Origin of the sequence: Rhodococcus baikonurensis, from assembly GCF_040489275.1 — a bacterium.
Taxonomy (GTDB): domain Bacteria; phylum Actinomycetota; class Actinomycetes; order Mycobacteriales; family Mycobacteriaceae; genus Rhodococcus_F; species Rhodococcus_F baikonurensis.
Map to the genome: position 1 here is coordinate 686,112 of NZ_JBEUOQ010000001.1, position 23,954 is coordinate 710,065.

General features: G+C 61.4%; 26 protein-coding genes. 20 read left to right on the plus strand and 6 right to left on the minus strand.

Translation table 11 applies throughout. The annotated features are described in order from the left end of the window. The first annotated feature begins 21 nt into the window (after nucleotides 1–21). The 3 genes from ABWI03_RS03480 to ABWI03_RS03490 all read left to right on the plus strand — a co-directional run bounded on the left by ABWI03_RS03480 (nucleotide 22) and on the right by ABWI03_RS03490 (nucleotide 2,464). Nucleotides 22–1,230, plus strand: coding sequence for an MFS transporter (locus ABWI03_RS03480; protein ID WP_296552681.1), 1,209 nt, complete (start codon nucleotides 22–24; stop codon nucleotides 1,228–1,230). Between the two features lie 102 nt (nucleotides 1,231–1,332). Further along, entirely contained in the window at nucleotides 1,333–2,001 is a 669-nt protein-coding gene (locus tag ABWI03_RS03485) for a FadR/GntR family transcriptional regulator (protein WP_298776910.1), read from the plus strand. 19 nt (nucleotides 2,002–2,020) lie between these two features. Then, nucleotides 2,021–2,464 (plus strand): hypothetical protein, encoded by a 444-nt coding sequence (locus ABWI03_RS03490; protein ID WP_298776909.1) that lies wholly within the window; start codon nucleotides 2,021–2,023, stop codon nucleotides 2,462–2,464. Nucleotides 2,465–2,557: 93 nt separating this feature from the next. Here ABWI03_RS03490 and ABWI03_RS03495 read toward each other — a convergent pair whose 3' ends face one another. Continuing rightward, nucleotides 2,558–3,172: a TetR/AcrR family transcriptional regulator gene (locus ABWI03_RS03495; protein WP_020909395.1), complete on the minus strand. Its 615-nt coding sequence runs from the start codon at nucleotides 3,170–3,172 to the stop codon at nucleotides 2,558–2,560. A 176-nt stretch (nucleotides 3,173–3,348) separates the two neighbouring features. Between ABWI03_RS03495 and ABWI03_RS03500 the strand changes: the two genes are divergently transcribed. From ABWI03_RS03500 to ABWI03_RS03555, 12 genes are all read left to right on the plus strand, one after another. Then, nucleotides 3,349–4,584 (plus strand): sedoheptulose 7-phosphate cyclase, encoded by a 1,236-nt coding sequence (locus ABWI03_RS03500; protein ID WP_021345782.1) that lies wholly within the window; start codon nucleotides 3,349–3,351, stop codon nucleotides 4,582–4,584. Beyond that, nucleotides 4,581–5,609 carry a 3-oxoacyl-ACP synthase III family protein gene (locus tag ABWI03_RS03505; RefSeq protein ID WP_235170468.1) on the plus strand — a complete coding sequence of 343 codons (1,029 nt, stop codon included), beginning with the start codon at nucleotides 4,581–4,583 and terminating at the stop codon, nucleotides 5,607–5,609. Before ABWI03_RS03500 ends, ABWI03_RS03505 begins: the two co-directional genes overlap by 4 nt. Nucleotides 5,610–5,612: 3 nt before the next feature. Next, nucleotides 5,613–6,815 carry an MFS transporter gene (locus tag ABWI03_RS03510; protein WP_020971053.1) on the plus strand — a complete coding sequence of 401 codons (1,203 nt, stop codon included), beginning with the start codon at nucleotides 5,613–5,615 and terminating at the stop codon, nucleotides 6,813–6,815. 5 nt (nucleotides 6,816–6,820) lie between these two features. Next, nucleotides 6,821–7,816: a zinc-dependent alcohol dehydrogenase gene (locus tag ABWI03_RS03515; RefSeq protein ID WP_020909399.1), complete on the plus strand. Its 996-nt coding sequence runs from the start codon at nucleotides 6,821–6,823 to the stop codon at nucleotides 7,814–7,816. Then, nucleotides 7,809–8,630, plus strand: a complete 822-nt coding sequence (locus ABWI03_RS03520) for an SDR family oxidoreductase (protein WP_019745655.1) — start codon at nucleotides 7,809–7,811, stop codon at nucleotides 8,628–8,630. The genes ABWI03_RS03515 and ABWI03_RS03520 overlap by 8 nt, the downstream gene beginning before the upstream one ends. Beyond that, nucleotides 8,627–9,526 carry an NADP-dependent oxidoreductase gene (locus ABWI03_RS03525; RefSeq protein ID WP_020909402.1) on the plus strand — a complete coding sequence of 300 codons (900 nt, stop codon included), beginning with the start codon at nucleotides 8,627–8,629 and terminating at the stop codon, nucleotides 9,524–9,526. The genes ABWI03_RS03520 and ABWI03_RS03525 overlap by 4 nt, the downstream gene beginning before the upstream one ends. Further along, a complete protein-coding gene (locus ABWI03_RS03530) occupies nucleotides 9,523–10,320 on the plus strand; it encodes a VOC family protein (RefSeq protein WP_019745657.1) in 798 nt (265 codons plus the stop codon). Before ABWI03_RS03525 ends, ABWI03_RS03530 begins: the two co-directional genes overlap by 4 nt. Beyond that, on the plus strand, nucleotides 10,317–11,201 hold the full coding sequence (locus tag ABWI03_RS03535; RefSeq protein ID WP_298776904.1) for a TIGR03619 family F420-dependent LLM class oxidoreductase: 885 nt from the start codon (nucleotides 10,317–10,319) through the stop codon (nucleotides 11,199–11,201). The genes ABWI03_RS03530 and ABWI03_RS03535 overlap by 4 nt, the downstream gene beginning before the upstream one ends. After that, on the plus strand, nucleotides 11,198–11,866 hold the full coding sequence (locus ABWI03_RS03540; protein ID WP_182262423.1) for an HAD-IA family hydrolase: 669 nt from the start codon (nucleotides 11,198–11,200) through the stop codon (nucleotides 11,864–11,866). Before ABWI03_RS03535 ends, ABWI03_RS03540 begins: the two co-directional genes overlap by 4 nt. Continuing rightward, nucleotides 11,863–12,825, plus strand: coding sequence for an ROK family protein (locus ABWI03_RS03545; protein ID WP_019745660.1), 963 nt, complete (start codon nucleotides 11,863–11,865; stop codon nucleotides 12,823–12,825). The genes ABWI03_RS03540 and ABWI03_RS03545 overlap by 4 nt, the downstream gene beginning before the upstream one ends. 10 nt (nucleotides 12,826–12,835) lie before the next feature. Next, nucleotides 12,836–13,936 (plus strand): alcohol dehydrogenase catalytic domain-containing protein, encoded by a 1,101-nt coding sequence (locus tag ABWI03_RS03550; RefSeq protein WP_298776902.1) that lies wholly within the window; start codon nucleotides 12,836–12,838, stop codon nucleotides 13,934–13,936. Nucleotides 13,937–14,025: 89 nt separating this feature from the next. Beyond that, nucleotides 14,026–14,574, plus strand: a complete 549-nt coding sequence (locus tag ABWI03_RS03555; RefSeq protein WP_235170470.1) for an SMI1/KNR4 family protein — start codon at nucleotides 14,026–14,028, stop codon at nucleotides 14,572–14,574. Nucleotides 14,575–14,587: 13 nt separating this feature from the next. On the opposite strand, the gene ABWI03_RS03560 is transcribed toward ABWI03_RS03555, so the two are convergent. Continuing rightward, a complete protein-coding gene (locus ABWI03_RS03560) occupies nucleotides 14,588–15,466 on the minus strand; it encodes a DUF4190 domain-containing protein (RefSeq protein WP_298776899.1) in 879 nt (292 codons plus the stop codon). A 175-nt stretch (nucleotides 15,467–15,641) separates the two neighbouring features. Here ABWI03_RS03560 and ABWI03_RS03565 point away from each other — a divergent pair, with 175 nt between their 5' ends. The 3 genes from ABWI03_RS03565 to ABWI03_RS03575 all read left to right on the plus strand — a co-directional run bounded on the left by ABWI03_RS03565 (nucleotide 15,642) and on the right by ABWI03_RS03575 (nucleotide 18,470). Then, entirely contained in the window at nucleotides 15,642–16,346 is a 705-nt protein-coding gene (locus tag ABWI03_RS03565; RefSeq protein ID WP_298776897.1) for a TetR/AcrR family transcriptional regulator, read from the plus strand. Further along, the gene (locus ABWI03_RS03570) at nucleotides 16,343–17,080 is read left to right on the plus strand and encodes an SDR family oxidoreductase (protein ID WP_124568140.1); all 738 of its coding nucleotides are present in this window, start codon (nucleotides 16,343–16,345) and stop codon (nucleotides 17,078–17,080) included. Before ABWI03_RS03565 ends, ABWI03_RS03570 begins: the two co-directional genes overlap by 4 nt. 82 nt (nucleotides 17,081–17,162) lie before the next feature. Continuing rightward, complete coding sequence (locus tag ABWI03_RS03575) at nucleotides 17,163–18,470, plus strand: serine hydrolase domain-containing protein (RefSeq protein ID WP_020909409.1); 1,308 nt, start codon at nucleotides 17,163–17,165, stop codon at nucleotides 18,468–18,470. Nucleotides 18,471–18,489: 19 nt separating this feature from the next. On the opposite strand, the gene ABWI03_RS03580 is transcribed toward ABWI03_RS03575, so the two are convergent. The 3 genes from ABWI03_RS03580 to ABWI03_RS03590 all read right to left on the minus strand — a co-directional run bounded on the left by ABWI03_RS03580 (nucleotide 18,490) and on the right by ABWI03_RS03590 (nucleotide 20,819). Beyond that, entirely contained in the window at nucleotides 18,490–19,326 is an 837-nt protein-coding gene (locus ABWI03_RS03580) for a DUF1206 domain-containing protein (RefSeq protein ID WP_019745667.1), read from the minus strand. 61 nt (nucleotides 19,327–19,387) lie between these two features. Further along, nucleotides 19,388–19,789: a hypothetical protein gene (locus ABWI03_RS03585; protein WP_020971062.1), complete on the minus strand. Its 402-nt coding sequence runs from the start codon at nucleotides 19,787–19,789 to the stop codon at nucleotides 19,388–19,390. A 58-nt stretch (nucleotides 19,790–19,847) separates the two neighbouring features. Beyond that, the gene (locus tag ABWI03_RS03590; protein ID WP_124568137.1) at nucleotides 19,848–20,819 is read right to left on the minus strand and encodes a serine/threonine dehydratase; all 972 of its coding nucleotides are present in this window, start codon (nucleotides 20,817–20,819) and stop codon (nucleotides 19,848–19,850) included. A gap of 167 nt (nucleotides 20,820–20,986) precedes the next feature. Between ABWI03_RS03590 and ABWI03_RS03595 the strand changes: the two genes are divergently transcribed. Beyond that, nucleotides 20,987–21,625 (plus strand): NAD(P)-dependent oxidoreductase, encoded by a 639-nt coding sequence (locus ABWI03_RS03595; RefSeq protein ID WP_124568136.1) that lies wholly within the window; start codon nucleotides 20,987–20,989, stop codon nucleotides 21,623–21,625. A 2-nt stretch (nucleotides 21,626–21,627) separates the two neighbouring features. Further along, nucleotides 21,628–22,575 (plus strand): nuclear transport factor 2 family protein, encoded by a 948-nt coding sequence (locus tag ABWI03_RS03600; protein WP_296552690.1) that lies wholly within the window; start codon nucleotides 21,628–21,630, stop codon nucleotides 22,573–22,575. 37 nt (nucleotides 22,576–22,612) lie between these two features. Here ABWI03_RS03600 and ABWI03_RS03605 read toward each other — a convergent pair whose 3' ends face one another. After that, nucleotides 22,613–23,779 carry an alkane 1-monooxygenase gene (locus tag ABWI03_RS03605; RefSeq protein WP_298776891.1) on the minus strand — a complete coding sequence of 389 codons (1,167 nt, stop codon included), beginning with the start codon at nucleotides 23,777–23,779 and terminating at the stop codon, nucleotides 22,613–22,615. Nucleotides 23,780–23,954: the final 175 nt, after the last annotated feature.

The window sequence follows — 23,954 nt, forward strand, 5'->3', positions numbered from 1 at the left end:
AACGAAGGGATGCCCAAGGAGATGAAGAAGGGGCAAGTTGCGTTTCTCACCGGCACACACGTCGTGAACGATCTGTACCAGGGGGCTGTGCCTGCACTGTTGCCGTTCATGATGCTGGAACGCGGATATTCCTACTCCGCGGTTGCCGGAATCACGCTCGCCGCGACCGGACTATCCAGTGTCGTGCAACCCGCATTCGGCATGCTGGTCGATCGAAAGAGCCGGAATTGGCTGGTACCCACAGGTTTTGTGACGGCCGCAACGGGAATTGTCGTGGCCGCGATGAGCACCACCTACATCGTCACTTGGCTGGCAATTGCTTTGGCCGGCATCGGCATTGCCGCATACCATCCGCCCGCCACAAATTTGGCTCGCGCAGCTGGAGGTCACTCGCAAAAGGCCATGAGCGTGTTCTCCGTGGGCGGCACGTTGGGAGCCTCACTGGCGCCACCGTTCGTCACGCTCGTGGTCGGTTCGCTCGGATTGTCCGGCGGCTACCTGCTCGCAGTTCCTGCAGTGGTAGCGGCTATTTGGTGGATCGTCGCCCAATCACGATCGGCCGGCACGGGCACGGACGCCGAATCAGCCCAGTCGTTGAGTTCGCAGCTAGCCGCGAACGGTCCCGTGCCAGATGATTGGCGCTCGTTCACCCGACTCGTGCTGGTAACGGTGTGTTGGTCAATTCCATATGTGACCACGCTGTCGTTGGTCTCACCGTACGTACTCAACGGACTGAACGGATCGTCCTCGAGTGCAGCAATCGTGTTGTCCTCCTTCACCTTGGCGGGAGCGGCCGGCACGCTACTGGGCGGAGCCCTCGCGGACCGTCGTGGTCGACGTGCATCCATCCGACTCGGTTACCTGCTTGCGGTACCTTCACTGGCATTGCTCGCCGCGGCTCCGAACGTGGCAACTGCCGAACTAGGAATCGTGTGTCTCGGATTCGCGATGTTCTTGCCCTTCGCGCCACAGGTGACGCTGGCGCAGGACTACCTACCGAACCGCCCAGGCACGGCAAGTGGGGTGACCCTCGGACTCGCAATGTCAGTGGGAGGCATCGCCTCTCCGCTGTTCGGTTACCTGGCAGATCACTTCGGACCGCGCATGGCGATCGGGGCGACAACTGCAGTGCTGTTCGTCGGAGCCGTCATCGCGTTCACCTTGCGCGATCGACGCCTCGACCCGGAGGACGAGACGGAGCGCGAACTGGACGTCATCGCCCTTCGATAAACCATAAGACGGCCCCGTAGTCTGAAGATTCATCGGAGGACATGAAGTATTACTCGGTGAGCCGCTCCATTGCGGTTCACCGAGTCAGTCAGGAGCAGTCACATGGCAGTGCGCCAGATCAAGCAGCAGTCGCTGGTACAGAAAGCCGCGGACGAACTTGCGCGCCTCATCGGCGACGGCGAGTGGCCGGTCGGGACCAAAATCCCGAACGAGCAGGATCTGAGCACACTCCTCGGAGTCGGGCGTTCGACCGGCAGAGAGGCAGTTCGTGCACTGATTGCGTCGGGCCAACTCTACTCTCATCAGGGATCCGGCACCTACGTCATGTCCTCGACTCCGGTCACAGAACTCGAGCGAGAACTCAAACGCTCGGACCGCCGCGAAGTCTACGAAGTACGTAGACTTCTGGAGGTGGAAGCGGGCCGCCTGGCTGCCATGCGTCGAACTTCCGCCGACGTCGACCTGTTACAGGCAGCACTCGAAGCCCGTGAAAATGCTTCGACACCAACAGAATTTGTCGACGCCGACATAAAACTACATCGCGCCGTGGTGAATGCTGCGCACAACAGCGTGTTGTCGATGGTGTTCGATTCATTCATCGAAACGCTCCGCAACTCGGCCCTGGACGTGATCACCGACGTCACGGCACGAAACCCCGAATCCATCGACGACGAAGCCGCTGCCCACCGAGATCTGGTGGAAGCCATCGTCGCGGGCGATGCCGACGCTGCCAGCGCGGCAACGCGCAGGAACATGGACGGGCTCGACTGACCCTCTATCGTTGCCAGGCATGACGTCCACATCGCTCCCTCCACGGGGTCTCCGGATCGGTCTGTCCGCAATCGCGTGGCTCAACCTGCTCTCCGCACTTATCGGGATGGCCGGCCTGACGATCGGCGGCGGAATGGGTCTACCTCCGGAGTGGATCGAAGGAAGCGTCTTCCCTTCCTACTTCTGGCCCGGCATCATTCTCGGCGTCGTCGTCGGAGGCATCCAAGCCGCCGCGCTCTTCGCTCAGCACAACAGGTTCCGCCTGGCATGGGGCCTGCACGCCGCCGCCGGCCTCACGATGATGATCTGGATCTTCGTCGAGATCGTCATGCTACTCGTCTGGTCGCCGCTGCAAGGCATCTTCTTCACCACTGGATTGGCCCAGACGATCCTCGCCGTTCTCGCACTCGGCGCCTGGCCCCGCCCCTTCCTCCAACGAACCGACAGCCATCACGGTCAGTGACGAATTACATTGGGATAGAAGGTCACTAGGACCGACCTCGATGCTCTCCATCGCCCAATCCAGCTCGACCCCCGACCGTCAACTGAAATCTGTTCAGCCGATGAGGTCTTTCGAGAAGTTCAGCGAGTCGAAAGACCTGTTCGCTACGAGTTCCAATTGCCTCTGTGTTGCACCGTCTCGGGCGCGCTGAGACATGCCTTGGATGACTACACCGATGAACTCGGCAAGGTCCTCGGGATCGGAGTCAGCGGGCATGAGTCCGTTGGCGATATCGGCTGCGATCCTCTGCGACAGCAACACCACGTTGGCATTTCGCATGTCGCGCAATCGGTTTGCTATGTGACTGTTGGCGTCGGTCACGCTGACCGCCGCGCTGATGATCAGACAACCACCCGGACAAGACTCGTCGGTGTAATGGGACGCCGCGTCGTTCAAGAGGCGGCGAATCAATTCGGATGCCTCGCGCTCTTCGGCGAACGCCCGGTCCATGAAGTCGCCGCGAGTCGCGTTGTAGTGATCGACGGCGGCAAAGAACACTCCTTCCTTGCCGCCGAAAGCACTGTAGAGACTCGGTGGATTTATCTGCATCGCAGCAGTCAACATGGCAACGGATGTCCCCTCGTAGCCGTGCTCCCAGAAGGCATACATCGCCTTGTCCAAGGCCGCGTCTACGTCGAACTTCCGCCCTTGTCCCGGCACCCCGGCCATGCAACCTCCCAATTCCGCAGCATCTACCGATCCAAATGTGATCTATTCTACTCTTGTAGCGATCACTATGCGAATGTCCTACTGTTCTCCTCGAAAGTTCATTTCGTTCACTGAAGTACCGCCGTACTGCTGACACAGCTCGCGAACGCTCTTTCACACCGTCTAGGGGGATCGACATGCGTAGTGCCGCTTCATTCAAACTGGGTCTCAGCCACAGCGCGGCCACCGATTCGACATGGAAGGTCGAAGCGGTCAAACAGGTCGAGTATCACGTGATTGCCGCACGAAATCTGTTCGCCAAGGACAGCACTCGACTACTCGACGGGTGCAGCGCAGCGTCGCTACACCGCGGAGACCGACGCTTGATCATCATCGACGCGAACGTCGACCGAATTCACGGGGATAGAATTCGAGGCTACTTCGAACACCACGGAATACGAGCATCCTTCGTACCGATGCGAGCCGACGAGACGGTCAAAGAGTGGGGTTCTGCGGTGCGGGTGGTCGACGCGATGAACGGATTCGGCATCGACCGACGCAGGGAGCCGGTAATCGCGATCGGCGGGGGTGTTCTACTCGACATTGTCGGTTTCGCCGCGAGCGTCTACCGCCGCGGAACGCCGTACATCCGGGTCCCCACCACACTGATCGGCCTCGTCGACGCCGGGGTCGGTGTCAAGACCGGAGTCAACTACGGCATGGGCAAGAATCGACTGGGGACGTATGCACCGGCCCTGGCAACTTTTGTCGACCGAGCATTCCTGCGTACCCTCGACAACCGACACTTGTCCAACGGCCTTGCCGAGATACTCAAGATGGCCTTGATCAAATCCCTCGACCTCTTCGAACTGCTGGAAATCTTCGGGGAACGATTGATCGATGACAGGTTTCAGGGCTCTTCCGACGAACTCGACACAGCAGCAACACAAGTCATCGCCGAGTCGATCCACCTGATGCTCGAGGAACTGCAGCCCAATCTGTGGGAATCCTGCCTCGAACGCTGCGTCGACTACGGCCACACATTCTCGCCCACGCTCGAGATGGAAGCACTACCGGAACTTCTGCACGGTGAAGCCGTAGCTGTCGACATGGCATTGACGTCTGCACTGGGTTATTTGCGGGGAAGTATCAGTGAAGCTGAACTTGATCGCGTCCTGACTGTAATGAGGCGCCTCGGCCTTCCCACCTGGAACGACGTCTTGTCCACACCGGGCGTCCTCGGCGCCGCATTGGCCGACACAGTGCGTCATCGGGACGGGCGGCAACGGCTGCCTTTGCCGGTCGGGATCGGTGGACACCACTTCGTCAATGATGTCACGATCGACGGAATCAACTCTGCCTCCGCCCTTTTGAACAGGAAGAGCGACGAGCTACGCGTCCGTGAGACGTCGGTGACGAAGGTCGCGTCATGAGGTGGGGCGGCCTCTACATCGAAGGCTTCGGCTCATACCTACCGGACAGGCGGGAACAAGCCTCCGACATGGTGACCGAAGGACGGTTCGATCCCGTCGAACAGCAGAAGACCGGACAGACTTCGGTTGCAGTGTCGGACCCTGATATCGGCGAATCCGCGCCGGAGATGGCAGTCTTCGCAGGCAGAGCTGCGTTGGCCGACAGCGGAATCAGCAGCAACGAAATCGACCTACTCGTGCATGCAGTGGTTCTGCACAACGGCCTGGAGGCGTGGAACTGCGGCGCCTACATTCAGAACGAACTTGGCATCGACGACTGCCTGCCGATCGAGATCCGAACAGCCTGCGCCGGAGCAATCGTCGGAATCGAACTGATCGGCCGCTGGTTCGACGGACATGGCAAAGGCCTGGTAACTGCATCCGACGCTTGGCGTCTCCCCCTGTTCGACCGGTGGAATTCCGACAGCGGTCTCGCCTACGGAGACGGCGCGGCCGCTGCTGTCATCGGCCCGGATCCGGGTCCCTTTCGTGTTCTTTCGACTTCCGTAGTCACTGATGCACACCTCGAGCAGATGCACCGCGGGCACGAGCGCACAAGCATGCCTGTCTACGGCACCGCCGACCCGATCGATCTCCGAGCACGGGTGGGGGGCTTCACCGAGACTCACTCCATCGACGAGTTCTGGTCACGCAACGCGGCCGCTCTGTCTCGATGCGCTGAAACAGCTTTGGGTGATGCCGCCACTCATCACGGTGACATCGCCACCTGGATCGTACCGAATTTCGGCAACGTCCTACTCCGCAAACAATGTTTCGAGCCGCTGAAGATCCGCGCCGAGCAGACCTTGGTCGAACTCGGCAGAACCATCGGCCACACCGGTGCTGCCGACCCACTACTGGGCCTCGACCTGCTCCGCCGCAGCAAGGCCCTGCACCCTGGAGACCGGATCATGCTCACCGGCATCGGCGTCGGGTTCACATGGGGATGCGCAGTCGTCGAATACACCGGATACGAGAAGGGATAGGCCATGGTGGTCGAAACTCCGCACGAATTGACGACAACGGCTCGCTCTACCAACGCGAATGCCGCAATAATCTGGATGCTCCTGGCAGTGTTCGGCGTCGGCACTGTCGAATACCTTGTGGCCGGCGTACTTCCGGACATCTCCACCGACCTCGGGGTCAGCACCTCCACAGCCGGACTGCTCGTCACCATCTATGCCGTCACAGTGGTCATCGGTGGCCCTCTACTGACGATCGCTACCACCAGGGTGCCGCGAACACCTCTCATCGCGGCTCTGATGGCTCTCTTCGTCATCGGCAACATCGGAACTGCGCTGGCACCGAACTTCGCAACCATGGTGATATTTCGGATCATCACTGCTCTGCCACACGCGACGTTCTTCGCTCTGTGCCTGGTGCTGGCGACGTCGTTGGTGGCGCCTGAATTCCAAGGGCGTGTGATCGCCCGCGTCACCCTCGGACTGAACCTGGCGACGGTCCTCGGCGTCCCCTTGGGAACTCTCATCGGTACACAACTGGGTTGGCGCTGGTCTTTTGCGATCATCGCCGTTTTCCAACTGCTGGTCACCGCTGCGCTGATCGCCTCGACGCGCAACGCCGCTCCCTCGCACCAGACCGGCAACGTCAGCTCAGAGCTACGGGTGTTCACCCGGGGCCCAGTTCTGTGGGCGATCGGGCTGACCGCTCTCAGTCAGGCAGCGCTTTTCGTGGTGTTCACCTACATCTCGCCGTATCTCACCGAGCATGCCGGCATCTCGGTGTCGACGGTGACGGTGGTGTTGTTCGTATTCGGCGTCGGGTCTGTTGTCGGCAATCAACTCGGTGGTTACTACGCAGACAAGGACCTGGACAAAACGCTGTACATCGCGTTGACCGCGCTCGCGTTGGCACTTCTCGCTCTCTTCGTCTTCGGCGGAACGTCTTGGTTTGCCTTCGCCTGGATGTTCGTACTCGGTGCTACCGGTTTTTCCATTATTCCGCCGCTCGCCTCGAAACTCATCGGTGCTGCAAGCGAAGCCCCGCACCTTGCTGCCACGGTCAACATTGCAGGATTCCAACTTGCGAATGCTGCCGGCGCGTGGATCGGCTCGATCGCTCTGTCCGGCGGCAACAGCGTTGCAGTCCTGCCTGCTATCGGGGCAGTCCTCGCGGCGGGCGCAGTACTGCTGCTGTTCGTCAGTCGGCGCACTGCTCGGAGCGTGACGTGAAAGCCATGAGAGCTGCGATGATCGACGCTCCCCGTTCCGTGTCGATCGTGACGATCGACCGTCCCAACTGCGGGCCTGACGATGTCGTCGTCAAGGTTGCCTATGTCGGTCTGTGCGGTACGGATCTGGAGTTGTTGCACGGCACGTCGTCATACCTCACTGACGGCCTTACGTCGTTTCCGCATCACTTCGGGCACGAATGGGTGGGCACCGTAGAGCAGACCGGCCCGAATATTCACGATCTGTCGGCGGGTGACGTAGTCACCGGGAGCACGATGATTTTCTGCCAGGCGTGTTCGGCCTGCGGGGCCGGACGACGCAACCAATGCTCCGATCTGCGTGAGGTCGGGCTATACGAACATCCTGGTGCCGCAGCCGAATTCCTCCGCATGCCGCGGCGCACGGTCGTTTCACTCGGTCGCGTCACAGTCGAACCGGAGCACGTTCTCATCGAGCCGCTCGTGACGGTGCTCGAGGCGCTCGACGCTGCTTCGGTGTCGCCGGGTGATCGGGTTCTCGTCGTCGGCGCGGGCACGATCGGCAGCTTGTCCATCGCCATGCTGAGTCGATACCCGATCACCGTCGACGTTCTCGAACCCCGGTCGATCGAACACCTCGACTCCGGCACCGTCACACACAGTTTCACCGATGCCACACACCTGACCGGGCAGTACGACGTGGTCGTGGAGGCGTCTGGCGGCGCCGGTGCGCTGGGTACCGCCGTAGGCGTTCTCCGTCCGGGAGGCAAGTGCATCCTCGTAGGCGTCGCGGCGCACACGGAATCGATCGATCCCGGAGCGGTTGCGCTGGCCGGCATTTCGATCATCGGAGTACGTCACGGGGTAGATCACTACCGCCGAGCCGCGGAACTGTTCCCGCTGATTCGCCCGGCATTGACCGCATTGATCGACAGTGTGGTTCCTCTGACCGAAGCACAGTCCGCATTCGATCGTCTCGAAGGCCACAGGACACGGCCGAAGGTGGTGATCTCTGTTGAGTGAGCTCGAATACACAGTGATAACCGGAGCGAGTAGTGGTATCGGCCGGGCAATCGCGCTCGCGCTTGCGAAAGAGGGTCACAACCTCGTCCTCGGATACGGCAATGGTCTCGATCGCATCGCACGGTTGGTGAGCGAACTAAATGCGCAGTTCCGCATCGACGTCGTTCCCCTGCAACTGGACCTGCGCAATGCCGAATCGACAGTCGACGCCGTTCTGAGATGCACAGATGAACTGGGTGAGATCCACTGCCTGGTAAACAATGCCGGAATCAACGATCGATCACCCGCAGATGCACTCGCCATCGATCGAATGCGCGAGGTCATGGCCGTCAATTCGATCACCCCACTTGCGTTGGCCTCGTCGGTGGGGCGCCGGATGATCGCGCGAGGTATCGCAGGATCGATCGTCAACATCACATCGATCCATGACACGGTCCCCATCACCGGCGGTGCAATCTACTGCGCCAGCAAGGCCGCATTGGCGGCGTCGAGTCGTGTCCTCGCCCTCGAATTCGCGCCCCACGGAGTGCGCGTCAATTCCGTCGCACCGGGAGAAACCGCCACCGCGATGAACGGCATCGATGACGAATCCTCGTATGCGGACATCGATCGCCCCGCTATCCCGTTGGGGCGTCCGGCCGGTGTGCACGAGGTCGCAGCAGCCGCGGCGTTCCTCGCCGGGTCCGGTTCGAGCTATCTCACGGGGACCACCGTTACCGTCGACGGCGGACTGGTTCTGACTGCAGCCGAAGCGAATGCCCGCTACGCCGTCGATCATTCTCCAACGCAAGGTCTCATGAAAGGAATCGCATGAAAGCCATCGCAATCGAAGCCACCGGCGACCCAAGCGTTCTCACTCTCACCGAGGTTGACGAGCCGACATCCGGCCCCGGAGACGTCACTGTTTCCGTTGCAGCCGCTGCCGTCAACCCTGTCGATCTGAAGACCCGTTCGGGGTTCTTGCCCATCGAGTTGCACTTCCCAGCCGTATTGGGATGGGACGTCTCCGGAACTGTTATCGCAGTCGGATCCGCGGTAACACGCTTCACGCCAGGAGACCGCGTCATCGGAATGATCGCGCAACCGGCACACCGCTACGGAACCTATGCCGAACGCGTCACCGCCGACCAGTCCTTGTTCGCACCCGCTCCGTCGAACGTCACCCTCGAGCACGCTGCTGCGATCCCACTCGCAGCGCTCACCGCTGTGCAATGCCTCGAGAAACTCGACCTTGCACCAGAATCCACGGTGTTGGTGACCGGTGCTGCCGGCGCGGTGGGCCGAATAGCGTCGGCGCTGCTGATCTCGCGGGGACACCGCGTCGAAGCCCTCGCTCGCGAGAGCGACACTGACGAACTCTTGGCCCTCAGCCTCAGCCGGGTCATAGCGAGTCCCGTCGACCTGCCGCAGAAGGAGTACGACGCCATCGTCGACACGGCGGGTATTGCCGAATCCGTCGACAGTGTGCGAGACGACGGCGCCTTCATCTCCATCGACGACAACGAGCAACCCGCACCGCAACGTGGAATCACACCGGCGAAAAGCTATGTCGACGAGGACGGCTCGGGCCTCGAATCATTCGCCGAACTGGTATCGACCGGTTCGGTCACCGTCCCTGTCGCCCGAACATTCCGGTTCGACGAAGCACCCCAAGCCCACGCTCTGCTGGCCGCGGGCGGAACCCGAGGAAAGGTACTGCTGATCCCATGACCGTGACCGCGAATGTCGAAGATGCCTTGTCCACAGTCGGTGTCACCGTTCCCGATGCGGACGCCGCCGCCAACTTCTTCGCTTCACTCCTGGGTGCGAACCGCGTCGTAAGATACCCCGGACGTGTCTCCGTACCGATCGGATTGTCGGGGGTCGTGGATTTCGTATCAGCGGATTGGCCCCATCAACCCCCACCGCGGTTGGTCGACATCGGTACCAACCATCTCTGCTTCACTGTCGGCGATATCGAACTCGCTGTGAGCTACCTTGATTCGCGAAGCGACGTGACAGTCCTCGGCGACGTGATCGAGGTACCCGAGGGTCCGATTGCGGGCAACAAGTGGGTGTACTTCCGGTCGCCGTGGGGCGATCTCTTCGAACTTCAGCAGTGGCCCGAGGAGCCGGGATACTTCCACGAGACCCAGGCCCGACTCCACCACAGACGAGAGGACATCGCGTCAGCCCTTCTCCCGACCTGCCGCGGTTTGGATCACACGGGCTACAGCGTCCCGGACCTCGACGCCGCGATAGCGCGTCTGGTGACCGCCCATTCGGGAACCGAGGTGCTCCGCACCGACATCGCAGCGGATCGCGGGTTCATGACGGCACAGTTCGATCTCGACGTCGAAGGAACGTCCCGGATGGCGATGGTATCCGTCGGCGACTTGAACATCGAGTTGTTCGAGCACCACATCGGCCGGCAGGAGGCCCCTCGCCCTTTGACCGCCAACGGGGGAAACTTCCTGACGTTCCGCCACGGGGGCGCCGCGCGACTGATTCCGAGTTCGCTGTGAAGTACGGAATCAATCTCCCCAACTTCGGGCCGCAGATCGCCCCCGAGGGGATTCTCGCGTGGGCCCGGACAGCGGAAGCTGCCGGATTCGACAATGTCCTACTCTCGGATCACGTGGTGTTGACCGACGACGCGAATCGCCGCTCTCCCGCTCCGTTTTACGAGTGCCTGGCCACGCTGTCCTGGCTCGCAGCGGGTACCGAGTCGATTCGCCTGGGCAGCGGCGTGCTGATCGGCAGTCATCGACACCCGGCCCACCTCGCCCACGCGACCGCGACGATTGATCGACTCAGCGGCGGACGGTTGATCGTGGGCATCGGGGTCGGCTGGACTGCACAGGCTTTCGACGTCCTCGGCGTTCCGTTCACACGTCGAGGCCGACTGACGGATACCACTCTCGAAACCCTGATCGCAGCGTGGACGTCGGAGACATACGACGCACCGGGCTCGGCCGGAACACATCGCGTGCACAACGGACCTCTACCGCTGCAGCAACCACACCCTCCGTTGTGGATCGGCGGCAACGGACCCGCTGCGATCGACCGAACCAACAGATTAGGCACTGCATGGCACCCATTGCACCCTACCCGGGGCCTATGCATCGCTGGAGTCGCTTCACTCGCCCCCGGGCGTGAGTTCGTCCCCCGCATCTACTTTCTCCCCACCGAAAGATCTGTCGAATCACCAGACCGTCCACTCGGGTACGGAACCATCAACCAGATACGTGCCGACATCGATTTTCTGTCTGAGATCGGTGCACAGACGATTGTGCTCGATACCGATCCTGGCGACCAGCGACTGCGTCGCTCAACCGACCACGATCTCGATCTGATTCGCATTGCCGGCGAAAGTTTGGGAATGAGTCGGGTGGCCGTCTTATGACTCTGCGGCCCAGCTTGATTCGACAATCCATTTCGACCTCGGCACTGCTGTTCGACATGGACGGAACCCTCGTCGATTCGCAGGCGTCGATCGAGGCTGTCTGGTTCGAATTCGCGGACCGGCACGGCGTTGATCGGGCGGTGGTAGCGCAGGCACTTCCAGGCCGCATCGCTTCCGACATCATCCTTCGGGTTCTCGGTAATCGAGCAAACGTCGAATCCGAACTGAACTGGATCAGGCAAAGCGAAGAGCAGAACTCGCATCCAGTTCGCGCCATCGCCGGCGCCAAGGACTTTCTGGCGTCTGTGCCCCGGGAGCAATGGGCGATTGTCACGTCGGCCCCTCGATCGATGATGGTGCGAAGGCTCACTGAAGCGGGCCTCCCGCTTCCACACGCGTCGGTATGCGCTGAGGACGTGCGCGCTGGCAAGCCAGATCCCGAGGGCTTTCTTGCAGCGGCGGCGCGCTTGAAGGTTTCCGCCGACTCCTGCACCGTATTCGAAGACTCCTCGGCCGGCATGGCTGCTGCGGCCGATTCCGGCGCATCATGCGTTGCAATCGGAGCCGAGCCCGGACGAAACCTTTTGAGAGTGAATAATTTTACTTCACTACGACTCTCCCGAGAGAGATCGGAGCTCGTAATCGACGTGGTACCGGAACTATGACGGATACCGTATCGGTCGATCTGGGAGGTACGTGGCTACGCATCCGCAGCGGTGAGCGAACCGAACGGCTGCCATCGCCCAGCGTGCTCCGACAACCGTCTGCCACTCCCGATCAACTCCTGCGCGAGCTGATCGAGACACTGGATCGATATCTACCGCCGGGTGCCGCAGTGAACATGGCGTGCGGGGCCGCGCTCGACGAACAGAAGGGCGTCGCCCATGGATCCGGCCCATTGTGGGGCGGCACTCCTGCCGGTGAGATTCCGTTGCTGCGCCTCCTCGAATCCCACCGCCCGGACGTTCGATGGACACTCGTGAACGACGTGACGGCAGGGTTGGCGTCATTCGCTCGTGGGTTTACACGTCCCACCGATCGGCGCATCGCCTACCTCACCATCAGCAGCGGGATCGCACTGCGGATAGCTGATGCAAGAGAGGGAGTGATTCCAGTGGACGCATTGGGGTTGCAAGGTGAGGTCGGCCACCTTCGTGCAGTGACGTCGGGGCCGGATACAGTGCGACAGTTGCCCTGCGCATGTGGAGGCATCGGACATGTCGCGGCGATCTCGTCCGGCTCGGCGTTGGCTGCTGTCGCCTCGGCTCTCGAATTGCCCTATGACAGAGATTCGTTCGGTCCAGCACTCGAGTCAGGCGCCCCTGGTGCATCACTTCTGTTGAGCGTGGTCGTCGAGCCGATCGCCGAGCTGGTCAGAACGATGATCGCCCTCGATCCACGACTGGATCGCATCGGGATCGGTGGCGGGCTCGCCGAAGGTCTGTCCGAGATGTACGAGAGGGAACTTTGTTCCCAACTCGCCTCGGTGCGATCGTACGCGGACACGTCACTGACTCCCGAGAGAATCCGTAAGACGATATACCTGTGCCGTCCTCACGACATCGACACCCTGTCCGGTGCCGACGATATTGCCGCCGGTCGCCTCCGCGTAAGCAAGCTGTGAAAGAGGATACATGACAACGCAACTCACCCATCGCGCAATCGTGAGAAGGGGCAGTCGGTCGAGCGTCGAAAAGCGGCCGACTCCAACTCCCGGACCCGGCGAACTTCTCGTCGCCCCCGAGAAAGTCAGCCTGTGCGGGACTGACATTCAGATTGTGCGCGGAGACAGGGACGACCCCTCGCCCATCGTCGGCCACGAAGGCGCTACCCGCGTCGTCGAAGTGGGCGACGGCGTCACCGGCTTCGAGGTAGGTGATCGAGTCGTGGTCAACCCGACGCATCCGCATGATTCATCGTTTCTTCTCGGCCACAACGTCGAGGGGTTGTTTCAACAACGCGTCATCATCGGCGTGCCCGCGGTGAGTGGAGGGTTGGTCACGCCGTTGCCACTGGAACTTTCCAGCGCACGCGCTACTCTCGTCGAACCGTACGCCGTCGTCAGGTATGCGCTCTCCTGCCTCTCCCGTGAGTCACCGGGGACGCTGCTCATTTTCGGCGACGGTCTCATCGGAAATCTGGCTGCGGCCCTCGCACCCTCCGTTCTCTTCCCAACCGTCCGAGTAGTAATGGTCCACCGCACCGAACTCGGCATGGAGTGGACGACAAATCACTTTCCATCCGTGGTCAACTCGCTCGCTACCGAGAACTGGGTACGCGAAACCACAGGCTCGGTCGCCGTGCTGGTCGCGACTCACCGCGCCGGCACAGTAGCGTCGATCGACACCGCTCTGGAACGCCTCGGCGATCGAGTTGTCTCCGTGCATCCGATTGGTGGAGTGCCGGCCAAGGCCACGTCCGATTTGTTACCCGGGGTGGACATCGCCGGGGTGCGACAAGCCAACACGGGTGGACCGACACCACCCGCGATCACGACGTTCACCAGGGGCTCTCTGCGCGTTGCCTTGACGGGCAACAGAGGAGCCACGAACCACCAACTCGCCTCCGCTGCAGCTGCATTGACGAGCGCCGACGACACGATCGACACGCTACTCACACACCAACTCGGCATGGATGAGGGCACCGCATTGATGAACGTGATCTGCGAGAAACGGACCCGAGAGGTAGACGGCGAGTTGGTGATTCGATTGGTGGTGAATCTTGCGGGTCATTGAAGGTATTTGATCCGACGAACTCGGGGAACAACCAGCCAAGACCTCCCGCCCGAGATCCCCCACGGACTCGCATTGCTAGTGTTGATGACGTGTTTGCCACGGGACCCAACGCGCTGACGGCAAAAGGCCAACCGACGCTTCAACACATAGATTTCACCTTTTTGGATTCTTTTCGATTTCCCGACCGGCAGGGCTTCCCCGATTCATATCGCGCATTCATCCGGCACGCAGGGTGGGCGCGGACCTTCGGACTCTGGCTCATCTATCCGCCCGTCCTTCCCGGATTTGCCGACGGCTGGCAAGGGCGCGCCCGCAACCTCACCGCTCATCTTCATTCGGTCTACACAGAAGGACAGGATGACGAGTTCGATTGGATGATCGAACCCGACGGCGATTGGTCACTCCCCGACTCGCTGCAGGTTTTCGGATGGAGCGAAAACGGTGACGCCCTCCTGTGGGACACAGCATCACGCGACACCGACGGAGAGTTTCCGGTTTGGGAATCGCGATCGTTCAACTCCCTCCACCGCCTCGGCGGGAGCCTCTACGAAGCACTTCCGTCCATTCGCACCCGGACGGCGAGCCTGTTCGGACCCCACACCTTCGACATCGAGCCACTCCAGCCCACCCAACTCTGACGCGCGACCCAAATTATCGATAAGCCGCGGGCACAGCCACCAATACGACACCGACGACGACGACCAGCGACAGATAGCCGAGAACGAGGCCGGCCACTGCCAATCCGCGCCCACTTTCGCCGGAACGGCGAATCTGGTTCAGCGACACATGGCCCACCGGAATAGCAAGAACCCCACCGAAGATTCCAAGTACCAGTGCGACGATGGCCAAGGCATTCGTACCGACCGCTGATCGCGCTGGATAGCGCACATCAAGTTCATCTGCGAGTACCGGAATCCCGTCCGATGTGAAGCCCACTTGCGCAAAAACAGGTCGGCCATCGGCGGTGTAGCCGATCACCCCTGGCGGCGCCGCCGCCTGCCTGACAGGCCCGAATGCCGAACGAAGGCTCCTCCCTAACAGCAGCGCCCCGACCATATACAGCGACAGTCCCGCCACTGATCCGGCTACCCAGGCTCCACGAAACGCCGGCCCGTCGACGTCGAGGATCCTCCCCGCCGCCCTTACCCCGGATCCTGCTGCACCGACCGCGATACTCAAATTCACTGCGCCAGGAAGAACGGCAAGCAAGGCAATAGCACCGATACCAAGCGACAATGCCGGGCCACCTCGGCGCCGCCACGCCAACGAACTCATCAGCGCTGCGAACAAAGTCACAGCAATGCCTAAAAGCCCAGTCACAAATCCGACAACGACTCCCGTCTCGAAGTCCCCACCGACATGACGAGCAACCCACTGTGCCCAGGCCCGTGCGAATGGCGGCCCGAGCGTCAGCGAGGCAACGACCGTTGCAACCGCAACACACGCCACGACACTGATGACCCGCAGAATCCACCCCAGATAGCCGGAATGCGAATTATTCGGCGCAACAGTAGTTTCCGAGTCGATCACCAGAATTCCTTCGTTCAGAGTGTGACAACAGAACGGCTCTAGCCGTCACTCCACACAGAACCGTGGCCGGACCGGCTCACTCATCTGATCAAGTTCTGGTGCCTGTGTCTGTAGTTCGTTCGCACGACCAAACCCGCGATAGCAACGATTACACATTTCTGTTAACGTTGTTTACATGAGTTCGAGAGCAAAAATTCTGGCCGCAGCGACCGAGCTGCTCAACACGTCTCCCAACGGCGACATCTCCACCCGCGCCGTATGCGAGATGGCCGGCGTCGGCGCCCCCGCGCTCTACCGCCAGTTCGGCGACAAGGACGGACTGCTCGCAGCCGTCGTCGACGCAGGATTCGCGGAATACCTCGCAGGCAAACGCGCTGCGACGCCGTCCGACGACCCTGTCGCCGACCTACGGGCCGGCTGGGATGCACATACAGCCTTCGCACTCGCACATCCCGCTCACTACCGGCTGATGCACTCACCTTCCGCCCAGAGCGCCGACACCGCCCTGCAGGCCCAGGCGCTACTTCGATCAGTTCTCGAACGATGCGCTGCGGCAGGCGTTCTGACCGTGTCCGTCGATGTTGCCACCCAGATGGTGATGTCGGCGAATGTCGGGGTTGCTCTGATGCTCGTCGTCAGGCCGGAACAGTACCCCGATCCGACGCTGTCACAGCGAGTTCGCGACGGAATCATCGCGTCCATCATCGACGAGTCCGACGCCCACCCGGACGCCTCACTCAACAGAGTTGCATCGACTCTCGACGCCCAACTGGCCGGCGTGGATTCAACTTCCCTCTCCACCAACGAAGTTGGCCTGCTGCGCGAGTGGCTCCGCAGGCTGTCCGATGCACCCGAAACCAGATCAGGAGTTACATCATGACTGACACCACCACCCGCGTAGCCATCGTCACCGGAGCTTCCGGCGGCATCGGGCGAGCGACTGCAGAAAAGCTCGCCGCCGACGGAATGGCTGTCGCCGTTCACTATTCGGGAAATCTTCAGCGCGCGCAGCAAACAGTTGACTCCATTGTCACAGCGGGCGGACGCGCCATCGCGGTACACGCCGACGTCGCCGACGAAGGTGAAGTCGCGGCCCTGTTCGATACGGTCGAGGAGGAGTTCGGGGGCATCGACGTCGTCGTACACGCAGCCGGAATCATGATCCTCTCCACCGTCGCCGAACTGAACTTCGACGATTTCGATCGGATGCATCGGACCAACGTCCGAGGGACCTTCGTGGTCGACCAGCAGGCAGCCAGACGTGTCCGGCGCGGCGGTGCGATCATCAATTTCTCCACCTCCGTGAAGAAGTTGGCGTTTCCGACTTACGCCGCGTACGCCGCCACCAAAGGTGCCGTCGACGCGATCACCCTGGTTCTCGCGAAAGAGCTACGCGGACGCGACATCACGGTCAACGCCGTAGCCCCGGGACCCACAGCGACCGATTTGTTCCTGGACGGGAAAGACGAAGCAACAGTGGAGAACCTGTCCAAACTGGCCCCCTTGGAGCGGCTCGGCACACCGGTGGACATCGCGGAGGCAGTCGCGTTCCTCGCCGGCCCAGCTCGTTGGGTCAACGGCCAGGTCATTTACGTCAACGGCGGCGTGATTTAGCAAATCCATCGTCTAAGGACCACACCTTGGCAATTCCGACAAAACAGTCAAACCAGTCGACTTTGGTTGTAATGTGCAAACAATGGAAAACCAGGATCGAGGGTCCGCCCGGACGTCACGACGACAGTTCATCAGCGTTGCAGGACTGGCGGCAACCGCCGTCATAACCCTCGCGACCTCCTCGACCGCCAGCGCCGCCGGCCCCACGGCACCCAATCCAGGTTCGCGGGTCGGCGATCCTGCAGAAGCCCAAGCGGTACAGCGCGTCGCAGAGACACTGCTGAACAGCGGAGTCCCCGGCCTTGCCTTCGCCATCGTCAAACCGGATGAGAAGAACCGCAAAGCGAGTGTCACCACTACGTACCACTACGGCCAGGCCGACGTCGAAAACGGCGTGAGAGTCACTCCACGAACGCAATTCGAGATCGCCTCGGAGACCAAGACCTTCACCGCTGCACTACTGGCGAAACTGATCGCTCGGGGAGAAGTCGGATTGGACGACCTGGCGAGCAAGTATTCGGACGGCAACCCGCTGCCAAAAGGCAGCGGTGGCGAGGAGATCACGCTTCGCCAACTGGTCACCCACCGTTCCGGTCTGAGCGACGACCCACCCAATCTTTCGGCAGGGTGTGCCGATCCCACACAATCGTGCACGGACGAGAAAGCGAAGTACACGAGAGACATGCTCTGGGAAGGACTCCGGGCTCCCGGGGCCTTGGAGTTCGCCCCCGGTAGCCACTGGCTGTACTCGGACTTCGGGTTCGGACTGCTCGGCACACTCATGGCAGACAAGATCATTCCGGGACAGGAGAAGCCGCCTTTCGCGGCAGCAGTCGCCCGCGAAATCACCGACCCGCTCGGGATGATGGGTACCGTGATCGAGACCAAAGCAACCGACCTGGCCGTTCCGTACTACCTCGACGGCACAAGAGCCCCTCTGTGGAACAACACGGGTGCGATCGCAGGCGGGGGTGGCCTCGTCAGCACCGCCGAGGACATGTCGATCTGGGCCGCAACAACTCTCGGCTATGGCAACAACCCGCTCAAACCGGTCCTGACCTCGATGCTCGAGCAGATCGACACGCAAGCTCCGGAGAATCCTGCATTCGGAATGGGAATGGCGTGGCAGCTCCAACCCCCGACGCCGAACTTCCCACAATCGTTCGCCAAGAAGAACGGAGACAGCTCGGGATCCAACTGCATCACCCTGTTGGTTCCCGACAGCGGCTGGTCGATCACGATTCTGGCGAACGGTGGAAATGCGGCGATGATCGACCCTGCAGCAGTGAACCTGATGCATGATCTGGTTCCAAGACGACCGATATTCGGTAGCTCGACGGGAAGTTCGTCGGGCAGCGACGCCGGTTTCCAGACCGGGTCATTCGGATAGACCCACTTACCCAGGGGCGCTACATCTTCGTCGAGCGTGCCATCACGAAGCAGTAGAGCCCGTAGGTGATGATGCCCAATCCGGCAAGGATCAGCAGGGCCACTCCGTACGGCTGCGCACCCAGCGTCTTGAACGCTCCGTCGAGTCCGGAGGACTTGCCGGGTTCGGAACTGTTGACCGCGAGAAGAACCAGAACGCCGACAGCAGCGATGGCCAAGCCCTTGGCGACATACCCGACGGTTCCGAGTCGGCGCACGAAGTTGCTGGGTGTGCCTTTCAAATCATCCAGGAAGTTCTGGCTCGCGCCCTTGTACACGTGGTAAACACCAACAGCGATGATCGCGATCCCACCGATCACCAATGCGATAGTCCCCAGCGTGTTCTCCATCAAACGCGCCGTGATTCCCGCACTCTGACCGCTGCTGGACTTCCCGCTTCCGCGGGCGAATCCGAATGCAGTGAAAGCAAAACCGAAATAGACGAGCGAAATGCCCAGAGCCTTTGCACGGTTGAAGAACTCCTTCTTCTTGTCGTCCGAGGACGGCGACGACGAGCTCCCCAACGCAGCTTCGGCCAATCTCCACAACGCCATGGCAAGGAAGGCCACGACGCCGACCCACAGAGCGAAGACACCCCCTGGTTTTCCTGCCAACTCGGCCATCGCACCCGATTGGTCCGCAGACCCGGATCCACCGAGAGCAAGGCGGATCGCGATATATCCGATCAGCAGATGAACCACGCCGCTGACGACAAATCCTGCGCGGGCAAAGCGCTCGAAGACATTGTTCTGTGCGACGTCAGCCGCCGTGGACGTGACACTTTTCTGGTCCTGCGGTGACGATTCTTTGTTCATCATGATCGTCGAACCATATACGGGCAGACGCTTCCCTCGAACGCCTGCACCAAGTGTTTCGAGATCAAGGGTTTCGAGGGTTCTGATCCGGCGTCGACCGCGGTTCTTCGGGGTTGGGAACCTTGGGGTCGATCGTGTCTGCATGATCTCGTTGCTGGTTCAGTTCCTCGCGAGAGCTCGTCGCCTCTTTCCGATGTTGCGCTGCATGATGTTGCAGCGCAGACGCTTCCGCCGCTTTGGCATCGGCCTCTGCCTGCACCATGCGCGCTTTGGCTGCTGTCTCTTCTGCCCGCGCCTCGCGCTCGCCTACTTGCAGCGACTTGTCTGCGACGTCTTCGCGGATCTGTTCTGCCTCGATGTGACGACGCTCGTCACGCCTGTTTCGCGCCACCCACAGGAGTGCGGCCACGATCGCTATCACCACGACCACGGCAACAATTATCCAGATAATGCTGCTGGTACTCATACTGCGAGAGGTACCCACCTGCGGCTTTCTCACACGCAGGCAAACAAAGACGCCAAAATTACAGGTCGGTCGGATGCGTGTTGGCACCGCACAAAACGACGCACAGCTCACCGTCGGACGGCGGCGTCACCGTTCCGTTCAGAACCGGAACCAACGCTGCCGCGGTGCCCAACTCCACCAGAATCCGGAACTCCCGCCACAAGAATGCCCGAGCCTGTCGGATCGAATCATCGTCGACCACAACACTGTCTACCGAACTCTCCTGCAGCGTCTCCCAGGCGATGGCGCCAATTCGTGTGGCCCCCAATGAGTCGCCGGCAATGCTGTTCACTTCGATGTCTACCGGACGCCCCGCATCGAGCGAGGTGTGCAGGGTGGCAGCTCCGGTCGGCTCGACGGCTACCACGTGATCTTCGGGGCGAGCCGCCGCCACGATTCCAGAGACCAATCCACCACCACCGACCGCGATGCAATACGTGATCGGCCCGGACACCTCGTCTTCGATCTCGAGAGCGATGGTGCCGGCCCCACTGACGATGTCGGGCAGGTCGTAGGCGTGTAGTTCGAGCGCACCACTGGTGCGTGCGATGTCCGCAGCAGCGGCAGCAGCGAGTGCATACCGGTCGCCGACCTTGTGAACGGTTGCACCCAACTCCCCGAGTGCCTTCACCTTTGCTTCGGGCGCCGTCTCCGGCACCACCACTGTGCAGGTGAGTCCCCGCCGTCGTGCTGCCCACGCAGCGCCGATCGCAGCATTGCCGCCGGACGCGATCACCACACCGGCATCGGGCATGGTGCCGTTGGCTACAGCTCGTTCCACTGCATTGAGACTGCCGCGCACCTTGAAGGAACCGCCGTGTTGGAGGTACTCGAGCTTGAACAGAACCGATACCTCACCGTGTGGCGTCGGCACCGCAGTTCGGAAGATCGGGGTTCGCCGCGCCAGCCCTGCGATACGAGTTCGCGCGGCTTCGACATCCGAGCGCTCAATTGCCAGTGGACCTGCATTGTTGTCGGCGGTGAGAGTCATACACCAACCCTACGGTTCGCAACTTCGACCCGAAGCAGTCGGCCTGCCATCGTTGGAATGTCTGTTTTTCACCAAAGAGTGCCCGCATCTGACCGAGACAATGACCATCGGGGTGAATAAATTTACTACTACAAGAACAACAGCGTCATCAAGGAAAGGCACACCCCATGTCGAAGATCGCAGTATTCGGTGGAAACGGTTTTGCAGGAAGCGCAATCGCGAAGGAAGCCGCTTCACGCGGCCACGAGGTAACCGTCGTCGCTCGCAGCGCGCAGTCCGGAACCGAGACGAATGTCGTGCAGGGTTCTGTTCACGACAACACGATCGTGGAGCAGATCACGGCAGACAACGACGTCGTCGTCGTTGCCATCCCCGCTCGCGAGATCGACGGCAAGCGCCTGCTCGACGCCGTCACTCCCCTCGCAGATGCCGCCGCACGCAACGGCGCTCGCATTGCAGTGGTCGGTGGAGCCGGCAGCCTGTTGGTCGCCGAGGGCGGTCCGCGCGTCGTCGATACTCCCGATTTCCCGGACGCGTACAAGGGTGAGGCGCTCGCTCACGCCGACGTCCTCGACGCGCTCCGCGCAACTGACAGCAATGTCGACTGGTTCTACGTGAGCCCGGCCGCAGCATTCGGCGCCCATGCCGGCGTCGCTCCGAAGGGATCCTTCCAGGTGGGTGGCGACATTCTGCTGACGGACGCCGAGGGGAACTCCGCCATCGCGGGCGAAGATTACGCACACGCTTTCGTCGACGAGATCGAGACTCCGGCACACCGTCGCCAGCGTTTCACCGTCGCACACTGAACATGAGCAACCTTCGTAGGCGCGCAGCCTGGATGACCGTTCCCGCTGCCGCCGCCCTCCTGCTCACCGCGTGCTCCAACGACGCGGAATCCGCAACGCCCAGCAGTTCTACGACGTCCACGAGCGTTGTCGCCGAACAGGGCGATCAACTCGAATCAAACAAAACCATCGTCACGGATTTCTACGAACTGGCGTTCAACGGCCGTCAGGTTCAGCAAGCCGCAGACCGGTACCTTGGCGATGTCTACATCCAACACAACCCCACCGCCGCCGATGGGGCAGCCGGATTCGTGAGCGGCATAGGCGGTTACGTCGCGGCCACACCCGGATTGCATGCCGAGATCACTCGCGTTTTCGCCGAGGGCGATCTGGTTGCCCTCCAGTCTCACACCACGTCTGCTCCCGGCGACCGCGGCCAGGCCGTATTCGACATCTTCCGCGTCGACAACGGCAAGATCGTCGAACACTGGGATGCCATTCAAGACGTGCCGGAAACGTCCGCGAATCCGAACACGATGTTCGACGGACCCACCTCGTCGCCGTCCAGGACGTCAGAAGTTCTGGAGCGCAACACGGCCAACGCGTTGACGTTCCTGCAGCTCGCCTTCAACGAAGGCAATGCCGCCGAGGCTGCCGACCAGTTGATCGGCCCGACCTACACGCAGCACAACCCCTCGTTCGCGGACGGTAGGGATGCGTTTGTCACGGCTCTGGCCGGGATCGAACCTGCTACCGGAGACAAGGCCACCACGTTTCCGCGAACGGTAGCCGAGGGCGACTTCGTCTTCGTTCAGACCTTCGCTTCGTCCGGTGAGGGAACGGCCGGCAGCGGCTCGATGGACATCTTCCGATTCGACGAGAACGGCAAGATCGTCGAACACTGGGACGCCGTCCAGGACTACCCGTCGACGACTGCAAGCGGCAACACCGTGTGGGACGACGGTCGCTGAGACGACAACTCCGCACAGTTCAGAGAGGGCTGCGCGATCAGCCGACGTTGATTCGTTCCAGATCGCCGTCGTAGTAGTCCAACAAGCGCTGATCCATCACCCGGCGCCACAGCGGTGGTATCCACGCGATCACGATCATCACTGCGTAGCCGGCCGGGAGTTGCGGGGCTTCGGCTGCGCTGCGCAGGCTTTGGTACCGCAACTTCGGGTTGGCGTGATGGTCGCTGTGCCGCTGCAGTTGGTAGAGAAACAGATTGCTCACGACGTGATCGCTGTTCCAACTGTCAGCGGGGCTGCAGCGAACGTACGAGCCGTCGGCACGCTTGCCGCGCAGCAGACCGTAATGCTCGAGGTAGTTCGCCGCTTCGAGGAAGGTGAATCCGGCAACTGCCTGCAGCAGGAGCCAGGGTGCAACCTCCCAACCGAAGATGCCGATCAGCGTCGCGAAGAGGACAACGCTCATCGCCCACGCATTGAGGACGTTGTTCTCGAGGCTCCAGGTTCGCTTGCCTTTCCGCTGGAGTCGAGCGCTCTCGATACGCCAGGCAGAACGCAGGCCGCCGAACACACTTCGTGGCAAGAACCTCCAGAAGCTCTCGCCGAACCGCGAGCTGGCCGGGTCCTGCGGAGTAGCTACACGCACATGGTGGCCGAAATTGTGTTCGACGTAGAAGTGCCCGTACAGAGACTGTGCAAGCGCCACCTTCGCGAGCCACTGCTCGACCTTCTCGCTCTTGTGCCCGAGTTCGTGGGCCGCGTTGATACCGACGCCGGCGACTACGCCCACCGTGAACGACATCGCGATCTTCTCCGCGATTCCCATCGGAGCGTTGATCCAGCACCAGCAGGCGAAGACCAGACCGGCGTATTGCAAGGGGAGGAACGCATAAGTGCACCAGCGGTAGTAGCGGTCCTTCTGCAGCCCTGGGATCGCATCGTCCGGCGGACTTTCGCCGTCTTCACCGGCCAGCATGTCGATGATCGGGATGACGATGACCAGCAACCACGCACCGGTCGCCCAGAACAATCCGAGACGAAAGTTGTCGACGAGAAACCAGGAGATGAACGGGCTGAGTGGAATCAGCAATCCGAGCGGCCACAGGTACCTCTTGCGGTCGCGCCAGCGCGGATTTTCGCCGGACGGCGAGTCGGTGTTCTGGACAGCCTTCGATCCGGTCTGCCGTGCGTCGGAAGTAGCTGTCATTCGCCGATCTCGCCTTTCATCCCCTCGAACGATTCGCCCCACGCACCGTTCACGCTCAGCAAACCACGACTCACGCGCTGACGGATGTGGCCGCGAACGCACGGCGCTCTACTGGAAACCGACCGGGACGCATGTCCGGCACGCGCTCTCCCCCGAGAAGCGACTGTTCACCCCG

Bases quoted from the DNA above. Each gene is read 5' to 3' on its own strand.
- ABWI03_RS03480 (WP_296552681.1), top strand. From the start codon at position 22: ATGAAGAAGGGGCAAGTTGCGTTTCTCACCGGCACACACGTCGTGAAC.
- ABWI03_RS03485 (WP_298776910.1), top strand. From the start codon at position 1,333: ATGGCAGTGCGCCAGATCAAGCAGCAGTCGCTGGTACAGAAAGCCGCG.
- ABWI03_RS03490 (WP_298776909.1), top strand. From the start codon at position 2,021: ATGACGTCCACATCGCTCCCTCCACGGGGTCTCCGGATCGGTCTGTCC.
- ABWI03_RS03495 (WP_020909395.1), bottom strand. From the start codon at position 3,172: ATGGCCGGGGTGCCGGGACAAGGGCGGAAGTTCGACGTAGACGCGGCC.
- ABWI03_RS03500 (WP_021345782.1), top strand. From the start codon at position 3,349: ATGCGTAGTGCCGCTTCATTCAAACTGGGTCTCAGCCACAGCGCGGCC.
- ABWI03_RS03505 (WP_235170468.1), top strand. From the start codon at position 4,581: ATGAGGTGGGGCGGCCTCTACATCGAAGGCTTCGGCTCATACCTACCG.
- ABWI03_RS03510 (WP_020971053.1), top strand. From the start codon at position 5,613: ATGGTGGTCGAAACTCCGCACGAATTGACGACAACGGCTCGCTCTACC.
- ABWI03_RS03515 (WP_020909399.1), top strand. From the start codon at position 6,821: ATGAGAGCTGCGATGATCGACGCTCCCCGTTCCGTGTCGATCGTGACG.
- ABWI03_RS03525 (WP_020909402.1), top strand. From the start codon at position 8,627: ATGAAAGCCATCGCAATCGAAGCCACCGGCGACCCAAGCGTTCTCACT.
- ABWI03_RS03530 (WP_019745657.1), top strand. From the start codon at position 9,523: ATGACCGTGACCGCGAATGTCGAAGATGCCTTGTCCACAGTCGGTGTC.
- ABWI03_RS03540 (WP_182262423.1), top strand. From the start codon at position 11,198: ATGACTCTGCGGCCCAGCTTGATTCGACAATCCATTTCGACCTCGGCA.
- ABWI03_RS03545 (WP_019745660.1), top strand. From the start codon at position 11,863: ATGACGGATACCGTATCGGTCGATCTGGGAGGTACGTGGCTACGCATC.
- ABWI03_RS03550 (WP_298776902.1), top strand. From the start codon at position 12,836: ATGACAACGCAACTCACCCATCGCGCAATCGTGAGAAGGGGCAGTCGG.
- ABWI03_RS03565 (WP_298776897.1), top strand. From the start codon at position 15,642: ATGAGTTCGAGAGCAAAAATTCTGGCCGCAGCGACCGAGCTGCTCAAC.
- ABWI03_RS03570 (WP_124568140.1), top strand. From the start codon at position 16,343: ATGACTGACACCACCACCCGCGTAGCCATCGTCACCGGAGCTTCCGGC.
- ABWI03_RS03575 (WP_020909409.1), top strand. From the start codon at position 17,163: ATGGAAAACCAGGATCGAGGGTCCGCCCGGACGTCACGACGACAGTTC.
- ABWI03_RS03580 (WP_019745667.1), bottom strand. From the start codon at position 19,326: ATGATGAACAAAGAATCGTCACCGCAGGACCAGAAAAGTGTCACGTCC.
- ABWI03_RS03585 (WP_020971062.1), bottom strand. From the start codon at position 19,789: ATGAGTACCAGCAGCATTATCTGGATAATTGTTGCCGTGGTCGTGGTG.
- ABWI03_RS03590 (WP_124568137.1), bottom strand. From the start codon at position 20,819: ATGACTCTCACCGCCGACAACAATGCAGGTCCACTGGCAATTGAGCGC.
- ABWI03_RS03595 (WP_124568136.1), top strand. From the start codon at position 20,987: ATGTCGAAGATCGCAGTATTCGGTGGAAACGGTTTTGCAGGAAGCGCA.
- ABWI03_RS03600 (WP_296552690.1), top strand. From the start codon at position 21,628: ATGAGCAACCTTCGTAGGCGCGCAGCCTGGATGACCGTTCCCGCTGCC.
- ABWI03_RS03605 (WP_298776891.1), bottom strand. From the start codon at position 23,779: ATGACAGCTACTTCCGACGCACGGCAGACCGGATCGAAGGCTGTCCAG.